The organism is Hymenobacter sp. YIM 151858-1, assembly GCF_025979705.1.
In the GTDB taxonomy this organism is placed as follows: domain Bacteria; phylum Bacteroidota; class Bacteroidia; order Cytophagales; family Hymenobacteraceae; genus Solirubrum.
In genome coordinates this window covers 100,137-117,592 of sequence record NZ_CP110136.1, presented here as the reverse complement: position 1 = coordinate 117,592, position 17,456 = coordinate 100,137, and the positions used below count along the sequence as shown (strand labels likewise).

General features: G+C 52.3%; 16 protein-coding genes. All 16 read right to left on the bottom strand.

All coding sequences use genetic code 11. The annotated features are described in order from the left end of the window. Positions 1 to 140 precede the first annotated feature (140 nt). A complete protein-coding gene (locus OIS50_RS00445) occupies positions 141 to 395 on the bottom strand; it encodes a hypothetical protein (RefSeq protein ID WP_264692371.1) in 255 nt (84 codons plus the stop codon). Between the two features lie 42 nt (positions 396 to 437). Further along, positions 438 to 1,001 carry a DUF420 domain-containing protein gene (locus OIS50_RS00440; RefSeq protein ID WP_264692370.1) on the bottom strand — a complete coding sequence of 188 codons (564 nt, stop codon included), beginning with the start codon at positions 999 to 1,001 and terminating at the stop codon, positions 438 to 440. Continuing rightward, entirely contained in the window at positions 988 to 1,620 is a 633-nt protein-coding gene (locus OIS50_RS00435) for an SCO family protein (protein ID WP_264692369.1), read from the bottom strand. The genes OIS50_RS00440 and OIS50_RS00435 overlap by 14 nt, the downstream gene beginning before the upstream one ends. Positions 1,621 to 1,665: 45 nt before the next feature. Then, positions 1,666 to 2,016, bottom strand: a complete 351-nt coding sequence (locus tag OIS50_RS00430; RefSeq protein ID WP_264692368.1) for a cytochrome C oxidase subunit IV family protein — start codon at positions 2,014 to 2,016, stop codon at positions 1,666 to 1,668. An 87-nt stretch (positions 2,017 to 2,103) separates the two neighbouring features. Further along, positions 2,104 to 2,862 (bottom strand): cytochrome c oxidase subunit 3, encoded by a 759-nt coding sequence (locus OIS50_RS00425; RefSeq protein WP_264694432.1) that lies wholly within the window; start codon positions 2,860 to 2,862, stop codon positions 2,104 to 2,106. A gap of 26 nt (positions 2,863 to 2,888) precedes the next feature. Then, the gene (locus OIS50_RS00420; RefSeq protein ID WP_264692367.1) at positions 2,889 to 3,476 is read right to left on the bottom strand and encodes a cytochrome c oxidase subunit 3; all 588 of its coding nucleotides are present in this window, start codon (positions 3,474 to 3,476) and stop codon (positions 2,889 to 2,891) included. Between the two features lie 10 nt (positions 3,477 to 3,486). After that, complete coding sequence (gene cyoE, locus OIS50_RS00415; protein ID WP_264694430.1) at positions 3,487 to 4,350, bottom strand: heme o synthase; 864 nt, start codon at positions 4,348 to 4,350, stop codon at positions 3,487 to 3,489. A gap of 52 nt (positions 4,351 to 4,402) precedes the next feature. Next, entirely contained in the window at positions 4,403 to 5,482 is a 1,080-nt protein-coding gene (locus OIS50_RS00410; RefSeq protein WP_264692366.1) for a COX15/CtaA family protein, read from the bottom strand. 107 nt (positions 5,483 to 5,589) lie between these two features. Continuing rightward, the gene (locus OIS50_RS00405) at positions 5,590 to 7,422 is read right to left on the bottom strand and encodes a cytochrome c oxidase subunit I (RefSeq protein WP_264694428.1); all 1,833 of its coding nucleotides are present in this window, start codon (positions 7,420 to 7,422) and stop codon (positions 5,590 to 5,592) included. 48 nt (positions 7,423 to 7,470) lie between these two features. Beyond that, positions 7,471 to 8,538, bottom strand: coding sequence for a cytochrome c oxidase subunit II (locus OIS50_RS00400; RefSeq protein WP_264692365.1), 1,068 nt, complete (start codon positions 8,536 to 8,538; stop codon positions 7,471 to 7,473). A 43-nt stretch (positions 8,539 to 8,581) separates the two neighbouring features. Then, a complete protein-coding gene (locus OIS50_RS00395) occupies positions 8,582 to 9,904 on the bottom strand; it encodes a quinol:cytochrome C oxidoreductase (protein WP_264692364.1) in 1,323 nt (440 codons plus the stop codon). Positions 9,905 to 9,909: 5 nt separating this feature from the next. Next, positions 9,910 to 10,635, bottom strand: coding sequence for a c-type cytochrome (locus OIS50_RS00390; RefSeq protein ID WP_264692363.1), 726 nt, complete (start codon positions 10,633 to 10,635; stop codon positions 9,910 to 9,912). After that, positions 10,635 to 11,159 (bottom strand): DUF3341 domain-containing protein, encoded by a 525-nt coding sequence (locus OIS50_RS00385; protein WP_119443230.1) that lies wholly within the window; start codon positions 11,157 to 11,159, stop codon positions 10,635 to 10,637. The genes OIS50_RS00390 and OIS50_RS00385 overlap by 1 nt, the downstream gene beginning before the upstream one ends. Then, complete coding sequence (gene nrfD / locus OIS50_RS00380; RefSeq protein ID WP_264692362.1) at positions 11,152 to 12,606, bottom strand: NrfD/PsrC family molybdoenzyme membrane anchor subunit; 1,455 nt, start codon at positions 12,604 to 12,606, stop codon at positions 11,152 to 11,154. Before nrfD ends, OIS50_RS00385 begins: the two co-directional genes overlap by 8 nt. Positions 12,607 to 12,634: 28 nt before the next feature. Continuing rightward, positions 12,635 to 15,715 (bottom strand): TAT-variant-translocated molybdopterin oxidoreductase, encoded by a 3,081-nt coding sequence (locus OIS50_RS00375; protein WP_264692361.1) that lies wholly within the window; start codon positions 15,713 to 15,715, stop codon positions 12,635 to 12,637. A gap of 102 nt (positions 15,716 to 15,817) precedes the next feature. After that, positions 15,818 to 17,149, bottom strand: a complete 1,332-nt coding sequence (locus OIS50_RS00370) for a cytochrome c3 family protein (RefSeq protein ID WP_264692360.1) — start codon at positions 17,147 to 17,149, stop codon at positions 15,818 to 15,820. Between the last annotated feature and the right edge of the window lie 307 nt (positions 17,150 to 17,456).

Sequence of the window (17,456 nt, the reverse complement as noted above, 5' to 3'; positions counted from 1 at the left end):
TGACTCAACGTTGTTGGTTAGCCCTAGGTGAGTTTTTCCGGCAGGACGCCGGCCACCTGGGCCACACTTTGCCCTAGGTAACTGCGCGCTTCGGCAGGCCAGGCGCATAATGGCACCTAGGGGCCACCACAAGCAAAGTACTAAGCTGCTTGCTGACGCTTCCGGCGCACGTTGCGGTACCAGAAAAAACCAACCAAACCGCCCATCACGTACGGAGCCGCCATCATGTACAGGATGCCTTTGTTCAGCCCCGATATGTCGTAACCGTCTTTGTCGGTACGCGCCGACTCGACGTTGTTCTTGCAGAGCGTGCACTGGGCGTAGATCGTCTGGGGCGCGAGGCTCAGCAGCAGCACGAACAAAACCGGCAATACAGCAAACAATACCTTTTTCATACCTCTTTCAACAGCTTCCAGAAAGTGAAGTTCCGCCCCGCGCTAGTGTACGTAGTAAGGCGCTATCATGAAGTATACGATTACGCCCGTAACCGATACATACAGCCAGATGGGGTATGTCCAGCGTGCAATTTTGCGGTGCTTGGCAAACTGGTTGCTGATGGCAAAATACAGCGTAAACAACACCAGCCCTACCGTTACGGCCGCCAGCAAAATGTGCGTGAGCAGCACGAAGTAGTAGATGTACCGAACAACTCCTTCGCCACCAAAGCGGGTGGTTGCGGCTTGGGAATGGTACACCACATACGACACCAGGAAAACGGACCCCAGCAGAAAAGCCGTGCCCATCATGGCCCGGTGCTTGGCTACATCCTTATTCCGGATGAAGTAATAACCCAGCATCAGGCACACAGCCGTTAGCGAATTCAGCCCCGCATTAACGGCGGGCAAAAAGCTCACGTCGGCCCCCTCGATGCGAAAGACCTGCGGAAAATAGTAAAGCACCGCTACTGCTATCGGGATGATAGCGCCCAGTGCAAGCATTACCACTTTGTACCCGCGCGGCATTACGGGTCCGGCTGCTACGCCAGGGTTAGTCGTGGTCATAGGTGTAAAGCAAAATGCGAATTTCGGTCATCAGTCGATCCACGTCTTTCGGATCAAGGCCATCGTACACGCCCCGTATATGCTTGTCGCGGTCTACCAGCACCAAGCGCGGGCTATTCACTAAACCACCCGACGAGCTGATGGTTGCCGGCCCGGCATCGGCAAGCTTGTAAGACTCCATTGCCAGGCGCGCAACGCTATCCTTGGCTCCGGTAAGAAAATACCACTTACCCGCAATGGCGCCGTACTGCTCGGCATATTTCGCCAGCGCCGCGACGGAATCGCGCTCCGGATCAACGCTGAACGACAGCAGTTTGAGGCGCGGCTCTTTCCTGAACTTCTCCTGCACCCGCTGCAATTGGCTGTTCAACCTAGGGCAGACATCAGCACAGTTGGTAGCGAAAAAACTAGCCACGTACACATTTCCCTCCAGGTTCTTTGCCGTGACCAACTGCCCCGATTGGTTTTGAAGGCGAAAATAACCCACCCGATGAAAAACCGTATCGCGCTGCCACTTCCCTCCTACTTGCGTCGAGTCGACACGAAGCGGATAGAAAGTGCGCAGCGCGAAATGGTTGGTACCGAAGCTGTAAAGAAACAGGAATGCCAGTACCGGCAAGAGCAGAAGGAGGCCCAGTATTAAGACTTTCTGGGGCCTCATGCCTTATTTGTAAGCGTTGAAGATGGCTTCGCCAACGAAGCTACCTTCAGAAACCAGAGCCACCAACAGCCAGATGAGCAGGGCCATCGGAATCAGGATCGACCAGATCAGGCCCTTGGTTTCGTGGCGCAAGTGCATAAACTCGGCAACGATGAAGAAGGCCTTGAAGATGGTCAGGATGATGAAGATCGAGTTGCGAAGCGTGGAAGCAGGCATGATGAATGCCAGCAAAAATTCGAAGGCAGTGATACCAACAATCCACAACAAAGCACGCAGAATCGGCTTCACATTGGGCTTGCCGTGTACCGCGTGACCTTCGGCGTTGTAATCGTGTTCGGGAGCGTGCTGAGCCATGATTATGACAGAGGTTAAACAGCCAGATGGCTAAATGGTTGATGTTCGACGAACATGCAGCCATCTAGCCATCCAACTATTAAGCAATTAGATCAGGTAGAAGAAGGTAAAGACGAATACCCACACCAGGTCTACAAAGTGCCAGTACAGGCCAATCTTCTCAACCATTTCGTAGTGGCCACGCTTGTGGAAAGTACCGTTGGTAGTCGCGATGAAAGCGTATACCAGCAAGCAAACGCCCGAGAATACGTGCGTGCCGTGGAAGCCGGTGATGAAGAAGAACAGATCGGCAAACAGCACCGGGCCGTACTGGTTCATCGTGAGGTTTGCTCCGAAGAAGCGCGTCCCATCGGCCATCAGCGTGCCCTCGTCGGTGCCGCTGATAAAGTGCGACCATTCCCAAGCCTGGCAACCCAGGAACATACCACCAAACAGGATAGTCCACAGCAGCCACTTCTGCACGTCGTCCTTATCCATGCGGTGACCTGCTTCCACAGCCAGTACCATCGTCACCGACGACACGATGAGAATCATGGTCATCAAGGCTACGAAGGCCAGCGGGATATCAACCCCGTGCAGGCCTGGGAAAGCATTAAATACTTTCTCCGGAATAGGCCAGTAAGCCGTGCTGAATTGGAAAGCCTCGGGCGTACCGGTGTAAGCAAGGTGGCGGTGACGCACCATGCCGTAGGTGGTCAGGAATGCCGCGAACGTGAATGCATCCGACAGCAGAAAGAACCACATCATCAGCTTGCCATAGCTAGCCTTGAAAGGTTCGTTACCGCCGTCCCAGGTGCCGCTGCGCGGCGCTTCGTAAGCGGCGTTCTGCGTTGCCGTAGTGGAAATGGCCATAGTGTGCGAGAAAAACGAAATCAGTGGTTCAAAAGTAGAAACAAATACAGGTACAACCAAAGCCCACCCAGGAAGTGCCAGTAGATGGTTCCGTTGGTCATAGCCATCATTTGCCGGGAGTGCACCTGAAAACGCAGACTTTTAAGCAGTACCACTAACAGGAACACCAAACCCGTTACCAAGTGAAAGGCGTGTACACCGGTGAGCACGTATACGAAAGAACCCCCTGGGTTGCTATCCTTGCCCCCGAAGAAAATCTTGTTCTGAACCAGCTCTTCCCATACCTGCCATTGCCCAATCAGGAAAAGAACACCTAGGGCAAAGGTTACCAGCATAGCCAGCTGTACGCGCCGAAGCTCGTCGCGGCGAGCCGAAAACCAAGCCCACTGCATAGCAGCACTGCTAAGCAAAATGACTGCTGAGTTGAATACCAAACCTGAGGGCAGATCGAACTCAAGCCAACCACCTTCGCCCCGACGCACGATGAAGGCGCTCGTAAACGCCGCGAACATCATGGTAATGCTGATGATCATCAGCCACAGCAGGAAGCGCAACGGATGAATACCTAGGGCTACTTGCTTATTATTTAACGACTCGGAAGGATGCATATCCGAAATGTTAGAGTTTGTCGATGACTAAGGCTATCTGCACGATCGGGAGGTACAGAAACGAGCCAAACATGATGCGCATCGCGGCCTTCTTGGAGCCGGTACGCATGAGGTAAAACGTCTGCATCAGGAATAAAACTCCGCACAGTACAGCAATAAGCGCCGATGTTTTACCCGTCATGCCAAACTGCATGGGCAGCAGGCTAAGCGGGATGAGCAGCAGCGTATAAGTCATTATCTGAAAGGCCGTGCGCAAATCGCGCCCTCCGGAGGTTGGTAGCATCCGGAACCCGGCTTTGCTGTAGTCCTCATCGAGCACCCAGGCGATAGCCCAGAAGTGCGGGAATTGCCACATAAACTGAATGCCAAAGAGAATCCAGGCTTCTACCGTCAGCATCCCCGTGGCAGCTACCCAGCCAATCATGGGCGGCAAACCTCCGGGTATGGCCCCCACTGCCACACAAATGGGAGAGATACGCTTTAAGGGAGTGTAAATAAACCCGTAGAGAATAAGCGAAAGCAGGGATATGACAGCCGTTAGCGGATTGAAGTACAAGCCCAACAGCAACAGGCCCGCCAACCCCGTAATAACAACAAAAACCCAGGCTTCGGTTATGGTGAGTACACCCTGCGGCAACGGGCGTTGGGCCGTTCGTTTCATCAGCCGATCCAGATCCTTCTCGTATATCTGGTTGATGGTATTTGCAGAGCCCGTTACCAATAAGCCGCCCAGCATTACTAGCAAAGCCTCGGCCCAGTGAACACGCCATGCAAACTCATGCTGGCCGAGCATGAAGCCGATAGCCGCAGAAAACGCTACGGTGAGCGAAAGCCGGAATTTCAGAAGTTGGAAGTAGGCCCTGACCTTTGTCATCAGCAGCAAAAACAATCAAGCCGGGCATTCGGCTCCAAATGGGGCCGCAAAGTTACGCAACAACAAGCGGATGCCGGGCGGTTTGAGGCAAGTGCATCAACTTTCGGTATTGTACGAAGGCCAGAAACTGCACCCCGAACAGCAATGTACCTAGGGTAAGATGAATTGGCTGCGCTGCAGCAGGCATCCCAAAATAGGCGAGCGTGATACCTGCTACAATTTCGAGTACCAGTACCAGCAGCGTGGCGTAAGCCATCTTGATGAGGGCTGCATTACCGGTTTGCAGGAGTCTAACGGCAACATACACGTTACCTACCAACAGCACTGCCGAAAAAGTGCGGTGAAACCTAAATACACCACCTAACTGCCCAATCCATTGGTCGCGGTGCATGTAGTTCAAACCAAAAGCCACCATATCAATATCCTCCCGCACCTGCGTACCTACCACAATCTGCAAGAAGGTAAGAGCGGTCAGACATAAAAGCAGCACAGCCGAACTAGTAGGCAAAGGCTGTGAGGGCCTTGTTACCGCACACTTGTCAGCTCTAACGATAGTCCAAATCAGTAACGCAACCAGCACCAGAGCCAAACTCATGTGTATAGTAACCATAACCGGCAGCAGATTGGTGGAAACCACCAATGAGCCCAGCCATCCTTGTATACCCACTGTTGTAAAACTCAGAAACGTTGCCCAAAAAATTAAGGGGTCGGTTCGACGGTAGGGCCATGCAAAAACGACTGTGAGTAGTATTAGAAAACCAATCACTACACCCGTCAGCCTGTTCAGGTATTCAATCCAGGTTTTGGTGGCGTTGAAATCAGTTTCGATGTACTGATTGGGATGAGCGAAAATGTCGGCCGCTACTTCAGCGAAACCAAGGCTTGCGAGCGTTTTAGCAAGGCGCTCATTTTTGGCTACGCGCTGGGCCGTGTATATCTCCTTATAATTAGAAGGTAATTGATTGATATGAGTAGGAGGCACCCACTGGCCAAAACATTTGGGCCAATCGGGGCAACCCATTCCCGAGCCTGTGCTTCTCACAATTCCTCCTACCAAAATCAGCACGTAAACCGCTACCAACGTTAGGGTAGCGACGAGCTTAAATCGGCGTTCAAAAGCTGGTGTGTCCATCTGAAAAGTAAAACCAGATAAGGCTGCGAAGTTCCGATTGATTTGCTTGAAAAAAGAAAAGGGAAGCCAGAATCTGGCTTCCCTTTTAACATTCAGCGGAACTGGTATTATTCCATTTCGCGCTCGTACGGCAGGTTCGAAGAAACAGTCTGCGAGTACGGGATATTCTGAGGAATGAAGTCCTGCTCTGCGCCGGGCTTGCTGTAGTCGTAAGGCCAGCGGTAAACTGCCGGAATTGCGCCAGGCCAGTTGCCGTGACCAGGAACCACTGGCGTAGTCCATTCCAGCGTATTCGAGTTCCACGGGTTCTCGGTAGCTCGACGACCGCGGAAGATGCTGTACACGAAGTTGAACAGGAATACAAACTGTGCGAAGAAAGCAAAGATTGCAGCTATCGAAATGAACGTGTTCAGGTCAGCAAACTGGTTGAAGGTCTCGTACGCCGTGTAGGCGTAGTAGCGACGTGGGAAACCAGCAATACCAACGTAGTGCATCGGCAGGAATACCAAGTAAGCAGCCAGGATGGTTAGCCAGAAGTGTACGTAGCCGAGCTTTTCGTCCATCATGCGGCCAAACATCTTCGGGAACCAGTGGTAAACACCGGCGAACATACCGAAGAATGCAGAGCTACCCATTACTAGGTGGAAGTGGGCCACCACGAAGTAGGTGTTGTGCATCTGGATGTCGAGTGCAGCGTTGCCTAGGATGATACCCGTCAGACCACCCGATACGAATAGCGAAACGAAGCCAATGGCAAACAGCATAGCAGCAGTAAAGCGGATGTTACCGCGCCACAGTGTAGCCAACCAGTTAAAGGTTTTTACTGCTGAAGGCACTGCAATGATGAGCGTCAGGAACATAAACACCGACCCCAGGAAGGGGTTCATGCCCGTTACGAACATGTGGTGAGCCCACACAACGAACGACAACAGCGAGATACCGATCAGCGAACCAATCATGGCACGGTAACCGAAGATCGGCTTACGAGCATTCGTAGCCATTACTTCTGATACAATACCCATGGCCGGCATGATTACAATGTAAACTTCCGGGTGACCTAGGAACCAGAATAAGTGCTGGAACAGGATCGGGCTACCGCCAACATGGTTCAGAGCTTCACCACCAATGTAGATATCGGAGAGGAAGAAGCTAGTGCCAAAAGAACGGTCAAAGATTAGTAGCAGAGCAGCTGAGAACAGTACCGGGAAAGAAAGCAGACCCAGAATTGCAGTCAGGAAGAACGACCAGATTGTCAGCGGCAATTTAGCCATCGACATACCGGCAGTACGCAGGTTGATTACAGTAGTGATGTAGTTAACACCACCTAGGAGCTGCGATACAATGAACAGAGCCATCGAAACCAGCCAAAGGGTTTGGCCAGCTCCTGAGCCAGGAATGGCTTGCGGCAACGCACTGAGCGGAGGATAGATCGTCCAGCCAGCAGCTGCAGGCCCGGTTTCGAGGAACAGCGAAACGAACATTACCACACCCGCCAGGAAGAAGAACCAGAACGAGAGCATGTTCATAAAGCCCGAAGCCATATCACGCGCACCGATCTGCAGTGGGATGAGGAAGTTCGAGAAGGTACCGCTCAAACCTGCAGTTAGCACGAAGAACACCATGATAGTGCCGTGCATGGTAACCAATGCCAGATAGAATTCGGGGTTAAGCTTCCCTCCTTCTACCCAACGACCCAGCAATGGCTCAAGCCACGTAAGCTGAGCATCGGGCCAACCCAACTGAATACGGAACAGCGTGGAGAGCGTGGCACCGATAAAAGCCCAGGCAATACCTGAAATCAGGAATTGCTTAGCAATCATCTTGTGGTCCGTGCTGAAAACATACTTCGTTAGGAAGTTGCCTTCATCATGGTGCTCGTCGTGGTGGTCGCCGGCTACGTGATGCTGGATGTGCGGCGCGCTGGTTGGTGCCGAGCCCATCGGAATGTTTGATGCAGCCATCAGAAAAGCTTGCTTAATAGTTACTCGTTAGAGGGCGGCTTTAGCCGAAACAGTAGAGGGCACCGCTACAGCAGCTTGTGCTTGTTCAACAGAGGCAGCCTTTTTCTGTTTGAAATCGGCAAGTACATCTGGGTTTTGCTCTACGAACGACTTCTGCTGAGAATACCAAGCAATGTAATCTTCAGGCTCGTCAACGATAATGGTGGCCTTCATTGCGAAGTGACCCCGACCGCAGATCTGATTGCAGGCAATCTCGTAGTTGAAATTCGGGTTACCCGTTTGAGCCCGCATTTCGTCAGTAGTTTTGGTAGGAGTAAACCAAAACTTAGTAGGCATGCCAGGTACGGCGTACATCTGAACACGGAAGTGGGGAGCGTACACTGCGTGCAACACGTCGCGCGAACGGATACGCATCAGCACCGGATGGCCTTTAGGTACGTGTACCTCACCAGCCGTGAAATCGTCCATTCCGCGCTGATCGTTCAGATCGAAGCCAAACTCGTTGGTAGCATCAATCAAACGGTAGTTGATGTTGCCGAGCTTTTGGTCGCGACCGGGGTAACGAACAAGGAAGTTGAACTGCTTACCCATTACCTCTACCTCAATGGCATCTTTTGGAGCAGGACCCATAATGCTCGTCCATTCTTTCCAGCCGCCAAAGATGAGGCCCGACATAACCACCGCTGGGATTACCGTCCAGATAATCTCGATTTTGTTGTTGTGCGAGAAAAAGAACGCACGACGACCTTCACGATACTGGTAACGATAAGAGTAGACAAACAACGCTACTTGAGTTATAACGAATACGATACCGATAACCACCATTGTGGTCCAGAAAAGCTTCTCGGTATGCATGCCGTGTACCGAAGCAATCGGCGGATTCATTTTGTCGAAGTTGTCGACAAACGAATAAGCAAATGCTGCGCCTCCTACAATCAGGAATAACAACATTAAGATGGCATTTACCCGGTTGCTGAGGCCTACTGGCCGGTTATAGCTGCCCGAGAAAATGGAAGTCAGAATCTGTAGCCGGAACAAGAGGCCGAACACGACCAGAAGGAGCACCAGCGCCAGAAGGATACCTAGAGCAATCATTAGTTGTACGTTGTGAAAGTCAGTGGTCCGAACCGCGCAGGGCTTAGGTTGTGTGATGTACGCTCTCCTCTACGAAGGGGTGATTGACAGGAATCAATGATGCCTGTGACAGACGTTTCGTCATCAGCAGAAGGAACGCACCTAGGAATACTAGCGCAGTACCAATCTCAATGATAAACCCACTGTCGGCCTTCATCGTTCCGGGCATAATCATCATGTAGAAATCAAGCCAGTGGCCGATCAAAACGGCAATAGCAACGATTTTCAACATGATCATCTGGCGTTTTGCATCGCGCGTCATCAGAGCCAGGAAGGGGAAAGCGAAGTTGATAATCAGGTTGAAGAAAAACAGCCAAGTGTACTGCCCATTAAACCCGCCTAAGCGCTGGTTGAAGTAAACCGATTCTTCTGGCAGGTTAGCATACCAGATCAGCATGAATTGCGAGAACCATATATAGGTCCAGAAGATGCTGAAACCAAACATCAACTTGCCTAGGTCATGCAGGTGGTTAGAGTTCAGGAAGCGCAAGTAGCCTGCTTGCTTTAAGAAAATAGCCGTTAGTAGGATAGCAGCAATCCCCGCTACCCACCATGAAGCAAACACGTACCAACCAAACATTGTTGAGAACCAGTGCGTGTCGATAGACATAACCCAGTCCCAAGCTGCAATCGAAGAGGTTACTGCGAACAGCACCAGGAACAAGGCTGATACATTGATGCTCTTATCCCAAAAGCCTGTACCTCCAAGCTGGTCTTCTTCTAGCGAAAGCTTACGCAAACGCTCCGAGAAGAACCACCAGATAAGTACAAACAGCACCATCCGGATTAAGTAGAACGGCAGATTCAGGAAACCTGACTTGCCAGCAATGATTGCATCATAATGTTCCGAGGTCGGATCCATGATGCCCTCAGTACGCCAGTGGAAGAGGTTATGACCGCTGGCGAAGAAAACGATCAGCATAATTGCCAAACCGGGCAGCAGCCAAGCGCTGAAGGCCTCAGCAATACGGCGGACGATGATCGACCAGCCCGCGTAAGCAACCGTGTTGATGGCAACGAACACAGTTCCTACAACCGAAATACCAATCAGGTAGGTATTGCTTTGCCAAAGGCTAACAAATAGCCGACGTAGCCAGATAGGGGCATGATCGCCGCCATGCTCAACTGATGCACCAGCGCCCTCTGAGGCACCATGACCAGCAGCGGCAACTTCGTGGTGGCCGCCCACATTCATAGCAGCCATTATGAGACCGATGGCCATTAGCACGACCCCGGCAACAATGAACAGGATGAACCGACGGCGCGCAGCGGGCGAGAGTTCGAGGAACTCAGCCGTTACAGGTTCGTGATGATGCGTTGAAGCCATATTGATTACTCTGCCGTGCCGTTACGAGCTTCCGTGCCACCTTGGCCCGGGGTTTCCGAAGCTTTGTCAGCCTGAGCTTGACCGTACGGCTCCTGATTTTCGGGATTGGTTTTTTGCGTAGGAGTGAGTTCGTCTTGTACCAACTCGCTCATGCCTTCCGGCCCTTTACCTTTCTGCAGTACGCGCACGTACATCGCAATCTTCCAACGTTCTTCGGGGTTGACTATTGAGCCGTGCGGCATCATACGTCCTTTACCCCATTGAATCACGTGGTAGATATGAGCATCGTTCATGTTGGCGTAAGCACCAGCTGAATAGTTGGGAACGCCTTTAAACTTAGCTCCTACAGGTCCATTGCCGTCACCCTGCTCGCCATGGCAGTGTTGGCAGACTCTGGTGTAAAGGACTTTGCCTTCTTCCAGGTTTTGACGGCTGTAAGCAAGCGGATTACGCAAAGTGCGCGAAGCTATACCTACACTGTCTTTACCGATATGGTTGAAGTAGTCAAGCTTACCACGCGGAACCGTAGCAATAGCTGGGTTACGCATATTGATGCCCATCGGATTAACCGTATTAGCATCGTACTGTTTCAGCGGCTCGTACGGGATTGACTCGTACATCTGAGGCGCATACTCCAAGCCTGGATCGTTGGCATCGTTGCAAGCAGTTACCAGCACCGAAGCGAACACAATGGCCGAAGCCTGGACGCCATATTTTACAAAGTGCGTCATTATTCTTTGGTCATTTCTTTCTCGTTCACCTCAGAAGCACCATTGCTGCGCAGCAGCTGGGTGAGTTGAGCCAGATCGGTTCCTTCTTTCAGCTCGATTGCCATGACGAACTTATCATCCGTAGAACGCACGTCCATAACCGGTACGCGCCAACGTGGCCAGAGCTTGCTGATCAGGAAGAAGGTAATCATCATGCCGTGAGCCGTGAAGAGAACCGTCAGCTCGAAAGCAACCGGAATGAAGGCAGGCAGACCAATGTGGGGTTTACCGCCTACGATCATTGGCCAGTCGAAACCCATCATGTATATCTGCATCCACAGAGCAAACGACAAGCCACACAAGCCATAGAAGAACGCAGCAATCGGCAGACGGGAGCGTTCGATACCCAAAGCATCATCGATGCCGTGAACGGGGTAAGGCGAGAAAACGTCGTAGATTTTTACGCCGGCAGCGCGGATGTTTTCAATAGCGTGCAAGAGCACGTCTTCATCTTCGAAGATGCCGAGCGCGTACCGCTTAGTCATGCTTGTTGTAGTTTACGGGAGCAGAAGCAGGAGCACCGGTCGGACGGTAGCTCGACTGTTGAGCGCCGGTGTTGGCACCACCATAAGTCGGACCGTTGTCCACACCGTATTTGAGGATAGATTTAACCTCAGCCATGTTAATCACAGGGAAAAACTTAGCAAAGAGTAGGAACAGGGTGAAGAATAAACCCAGCGTACCTACATAAATCCCGATGTCAATGATCGAAGGCGAAAACATTGCCCAGCTGGATGGGAGGTAGTCGCGGTGCAACGACGTAACGATAATTACGAAGCGCTCGAACCACATACCAATGTTCACAATGATCGACAGAATGAACGTAGCGGGAATGCTGTAGCGAATGCGACGAATCCATACCAGCTGCGGCGAAATCACGTTGCAAGTCATCATCGACCAGTACGCCCACCAGTAAGGACCAGTAGCACGGTTGATGAATGCATACTGCTCAAATTCCACCTGCGAGTACCAAGCAATGAAGAATTCCGTGATGTAAGCAACACCAACGATAGAGCCCGTAATCATCATGATTTTATTCATGAGAGCGATGTGCTCGAGCGTGATGTAGTCTTCTAAGCGGAACACAACGCGGGTAATCAGCATCAGCGTGAGTACCATGGCGAAACCCGAGAAGATAGCACCCGCCACGAAGTAGGGCGGGAAGATGGTAGTGTGCCATCCTGGTACTACTGAAGTAGCAAAGTCCATTGATACGATGGTGTGCACCGATAATACCAGCGGGGTAGAAACACCCGCAAGGATCAGCGAAACCGTTTCGTAGCGTGACCAGTGCTTGGCGCCACCTTTCCAACCGAAGCTGAGCAGCGCATAAGCACGGCGAGCAATCGGACCTTTTGCACGGTCACGAATGGTCGCGAAATCAGGGATGAGACCGGTATACCAAAATACCAGCGAAACCGAGAAGTAAGTCGAAATAGCAAATACGTCCCAGAGCAAAGGCGAATTGAAGTTCACCCACAACGAGCCCCAAGTGTTTTGCAGAGGTAGAACCCAGTAAGCCAGCCAAGGACGGCCCATGTGCAAAACCGGGAACATCGCAGCGCAGATTACGGCGAAAATGGTCATAGCCTCAGCCGCACGGTTGATCGAGGTCCGCCACTTCTGACGGAACAGCAAGAGTACAGCTGAAATCAGAGTACCAGCGTGGCCAATACCTACCCACCATACGAAGTTGGTGATATCCCAAGCCCAGTCAACCGTTTTGTTCAGGCCCCACTCACCGATACCGTACCAAAGCGTACGGTAAACGGAATAGAAGAAAATGCCCAGAAAGAACAAGGCTACGGCTAGCGCGGCCATCCAACGGATGTTCGGCTTGGCCTCCACCTGGCGGCACACGTCCTGGGTGACGTCGTGGTACGTCTTACCGCTCGTTACGAGCGGTATACGTACAGGCGAAACGTGCTGCATATTGATCAGTATTTAGTTTCGAGTTGACTTACGCATTGTGGGGCTCAGCCTTTGCTGCATGTTCAGCTTCAGGCGCGAAGAAGTTCGATACGTCCGTGTTACGGATCTTCGTCAGATACGTAATGTTCGGCTGCGTATTGATAGCGTCGAGAACTTTGAAGCCCCGTTCGCCATCTTCGCGGCGCCAAATCTGCGCCACGCGAGAGTTCGGATCTTTAAGGTCACCGAACACGATGGCTTGGGTTGGGCAAGACTGAGCGCAGGCCGTTACCACTTCACCATCTACGGGACGACGCTTTTCCTTCTTGGCTTCGAGTTTGCCCAACTGGATGCGCTGCACGCAGAAAGAGCACTTCTCGATTACGCCCCGGGCACGTACCGTCACATCAGGGTTCAGAACCATGCGGCCCAGATCGGTGAACATGTGACCGTTTACGGTCTCAAACTTCTCGTTGGAGTAGTACGAGAACCAGTTAAAGCGGCGCACCTTGTATGGGCAGTTGTTGGCGCAGTAACGCGTACCTACGCAACGGTTGTAGGTCATCTGGTTCAACCCCTCGGTGCTGTGGGTAGTGGCAAGTACCGGGCACACCGTTTCGCAAGGAGCGTGGTTGCAGTGCTGACACAGCATCGGTTGGAAAATTACCTGCGGGTTATCCGAAGGATCTTCCATGAGTGCGTAGGTAGCCAGCTTACCTTCCGTCTCGAAAGAGTCTTTGTGCGTATCCGAGCTATAGTAGCGGTCGATACGCAACCAGTGCATTTCGCGACGGTTAATTACCTCTTGCTTACCTACAACTGGGATGTTGTTCTCAACCTGGCAACCCAGTACGCACGAGCCACAGCCGATGCATGAGTTGAGGTCGATAGCCATTGCCCAGTGGTGGTTCTTGTACTCATAGTCCTGCCACAGCGATACTTTGTTCGGCTTCTCCAGACCTTCCGGCGTGGAAATTTTGTCGTACTCGGTTACTGCTTTTGGATTCTTGATGTACTGAGCCAACGTAGCTTCTTGCACCACCGGCTTGCGGTCCATGATGGTGTGGTGCGTCTGCGTTTGAGCAATGGGCTGCGATGCGTCGGTTTTTTCGAGCGTTACGGGCACATTGTACACTACAGCGCCATTGCGAAGCTGAGCAAGCGGGAAGGCATTAGCGCCAACTTTGTCGCCTACTTTACCGGCTTTCTCACGACCGTAACCGATTGCAATACCAACCGATCCTTGGGCTTGGCCCGGCTGGATCAGCACCGGCAGTTCTACGGATTTACCATTGGCTGTCACGCGGATAACATCGCCTTGCTCCCACCCTTGCTCTTTGGCCATGGCACGGGAAACAGTAACGTAGTTACCCCAAGTGGCTTTGGAAACCGGATCCGGTAACTCCTGAAGCCAAGGGTTGTTAGCATGTGAGCCATTACCAACACCCACTTTTTCATAGAGAGCAAGCTCGACACCGGAAGCAGCTTTGGAAGCGGCAACCTCACCTGCAGCTTGATCAGCCGAAACAGCAGGAGCTACTTGGGCTACTGGTGCAGGGCTCAGCGTTCCAGCGGCAACCCCATCGTGCACGGCCTTATCCCAGCCGGCTTGGAAATTACCACCTAGGACACCGCGCCAGTTGTTGCGCAGGTAGTTATAATAAGTGTTAGGGTTACCAGCCCAAACGAGCAAGCTTTCCTGAGCCTGACGAGTCTTGAACAACGGAGTGATTACCGGTTGCGACAAGCTCAGTGACCCACGACGAGGCTCGAAGTCATTCCACGACTCCATCCAGTTGTGGTCGGGGCATTGATACTGGCAAAGCGAAGTAGTTTCGTCCATCTTTTCGTTGAACGAAATGCTCAGCAGCCCTTTGTTCTGCAGAGCTTGCTTTACATCAGCAGCCAGCGGGTGGTCGTAGGCGGGATTAGCGTGGTAGAAGATGACAGCTCCTACTCGGCCAGCTTTCATATCTGCGACCAGACGCGACATGCGAGCATCATCACCCTGACGCACGAACGAAGGCGTTGCAGGATTGATGGTAGTGCCAGTATTACCTAGGGCGGCATTAATAGCCGCTACAAGGGTCTGAACAGCTACATCGTTGGAACCAGAAACTACCAATGCCCGATTGCCGGCAGCCTTCAGTTCGTTGATAGCTTTAGTGAGCTGAGGGTTCTTGTAGGAAGAACCGGCACCTCCACCAACGATTCCGTTGTAAAGCGCCAGCGCAACCTGATTGAGCTCCGAAGGCTTAACAGCTACACGAACATCGGCGTTGGCGCCGGTTAGAGTCATGTTAGGCTCGAACTGGAAGTGACGCGACATCGTCTTCTTAGACGAAGAAACCTTGCGGTTTACGATGTACTGCGACGCATACTCAACGGGGGAAATCCAAGTACCCAGGAAGTCGGCAGCCAAGCTTACAATTACAGCAGCTTTGCTGAAATCGAAACCTGGAACTACACCGCCGTTTGCACGTAGCAGCGCCGACTGCGACACTGCATCGTACATAACGTGCTCGGTGTTGGCATAGCGACCCGCAAACTCAGCAATAACCCGCTTGGTTGTGGGGCTAATGATAGTAGGCGAAACAATTGCAATGCGGCCAGTAACACCAGCAAGCTTGGTGCGAATCTCTTGATCGACCTGATCCTTATCGGCAGGCTTGCCATTGATAGCAAACGACTGCAAACGGGACTGATCGTAAAGGTTCAGCAACGACGCCTGGCCGCGAGCGGACAAACCACCACGCGTAACGGGCGACTCCGGATTGCCTTCAACCTTGATCGGACGACCTTCGCGCGTTTTGATCAGCACGCTGTTGTAGTCCTGACCGTTGAAATAGGTCGAAGCGTAGAAGTTGGCGATACCCGGGTCTACTTCCTCGGGTTTGTTCAGGTACGGAATGGCTTTGCGGACGGGCGCTTCGCAGCTAGCCAAGGTAGCGGCAGCCAGACCAAAGCCCATCAGCTTCAGGAAGTCGCGACGCGGTGCAACCGTATCATCCGTTGAGGGGTGGCTTTCTTTCACCGGCAACGTCCCGAATTCGCTCAGGGCGTTGTGCAAAAACTCCGGCGAGTTCTCGAGCTCCTCAATTCCCTTCCAGTACTTAGGCGACTCTTGCATCGTGGGTTGGGTAGTCGTATTTGGCAGAGAGTTAGGGCGTCGAGTATGAAGTAGCGAACCGCTTGCTTCCTTACTCGGCACCCTAGCTCAGTACTTTCATTATTAGTAGTGGCACTTCGAGCATTCGGTGCCGCCGTTCGACGACACGGTGAACGGAGCACCGGCATTTGCTTTGTCGTGCAGCTTCACTAGGTTGTCGTAGTAACCGTTGCCCTTAGTGTTAAGCGGCGTTTCGCGGTGGCAGTTGATACACCAGCCCATGGTTAGAGCCGAGTACTGATACACAACATCCATATTCTGGATCGGGCCGTGGCAAGTTTGGCACTCGATGCCCCCCACCTGGGTGTGCTGCGAGTGGTTGAAGTAAGCCAAGTCGGGCAGGTTGTGAACACGAACCCACTGAATCGGCTGATTACGCTGGATGGCGCGGTAGATCTTCTTGATTTCGGGAGAAGTCGTTTTGATCTGCGAGTGGCAGTTCATACAGATGTTCGCCGAAGGGATGTTCGCCGACTTGCTCTTGTACACCGAAGTGTGGCAGTAAGCGCAGTTGATCTGGTGCTCACCAGCGTGGAGTTTGTGCGAGAAGGCGATAGGTTGCGAAGGCTGGTAGCCCTGCTGTAAGCCAATTGCCATCAGGCCCTGAATCGACTCATACAGAACAACCAATACGAACAATGTGCCTACTGCTCCTTTAAACCAGCTGGATTTCAGAATGGCCATCCAGTCGGTTTTCTGGTCGATCATCTCCAGGTCACGACCGTCGAGGTCTTTGCGGCCGCGGAGCACGTCGCGCATGATATTGGCGATGATTACCAGCGTAACAACCAGAACGATCAGGACAACGATCAGTACGATTAGTACGACGTTTACATACTTACCGGCACCAGCGGCGCCACCTTCCGATACTTCGCCGGAAGGCTTGCCCTCAGCGCCACGGTCATCACCGCCTACCGCTACATTGGCAGGCTTGGAAGCCTCGGCTTTCACGTAGGCGAAGATCGAGGTGATTTCCTCGTCGCTCAGCGCGAAATTGGGCATCTGTTGCTTCTGGTACTCGTTGAAGATTTTCACCGCGTACTCGTCGCCGCTGGCTACCATCTTGCTGGAGTTCTGAACCCACTTGATAAGCCATGGCAGCGGACGACGCTGCTCAACACCGGCTAGAGCGGGGCCAACTACCACATCGTTGATGGCGTGGCATTGTGCGCAGTTACCTTTGAACAAGGCGTCGCCAGCCGAAATGGCTGCAGCGTCGCCAGCGGGGGCACTGCCCGCTGCAGCCGCAGGTGCGGCTCCGGCTGTGGCGCCGGGGGTCACACCCTCCTTGCTAACTGTCGCGTTATCCTGCGCGGCCACTTGGCCAACCGCAGTAAACGTCAGAAACAGAGCAAGAAGCCAGTGTGAAAAGGGACGTAGTCGGAAGCTACTCATTGCAAAACGTGCTGGAAAAACGTAAAAGCAGGGCGCTTTAGGGCCACAAATGTAGCCCACGATTGCCAGACCACAAACCGGGGTTTGCTAAATTTTGGCCTATCAGCACTGCTTAGAAACATTCTAAAAAGCCTTGTCACACACCTTATTATATATAGGTGTAGAAATGCCTCCCTCAAAACTTACAACTTCAGCCAGGTACCAAGGCATCTGTGTCTTCATTAACCGACTACGTTTTACAAGGTTTGAGAGTTGATCCTCAACTAGTTTACTTAGAGCTGAATAACAAATAACAATCGTAATTGAT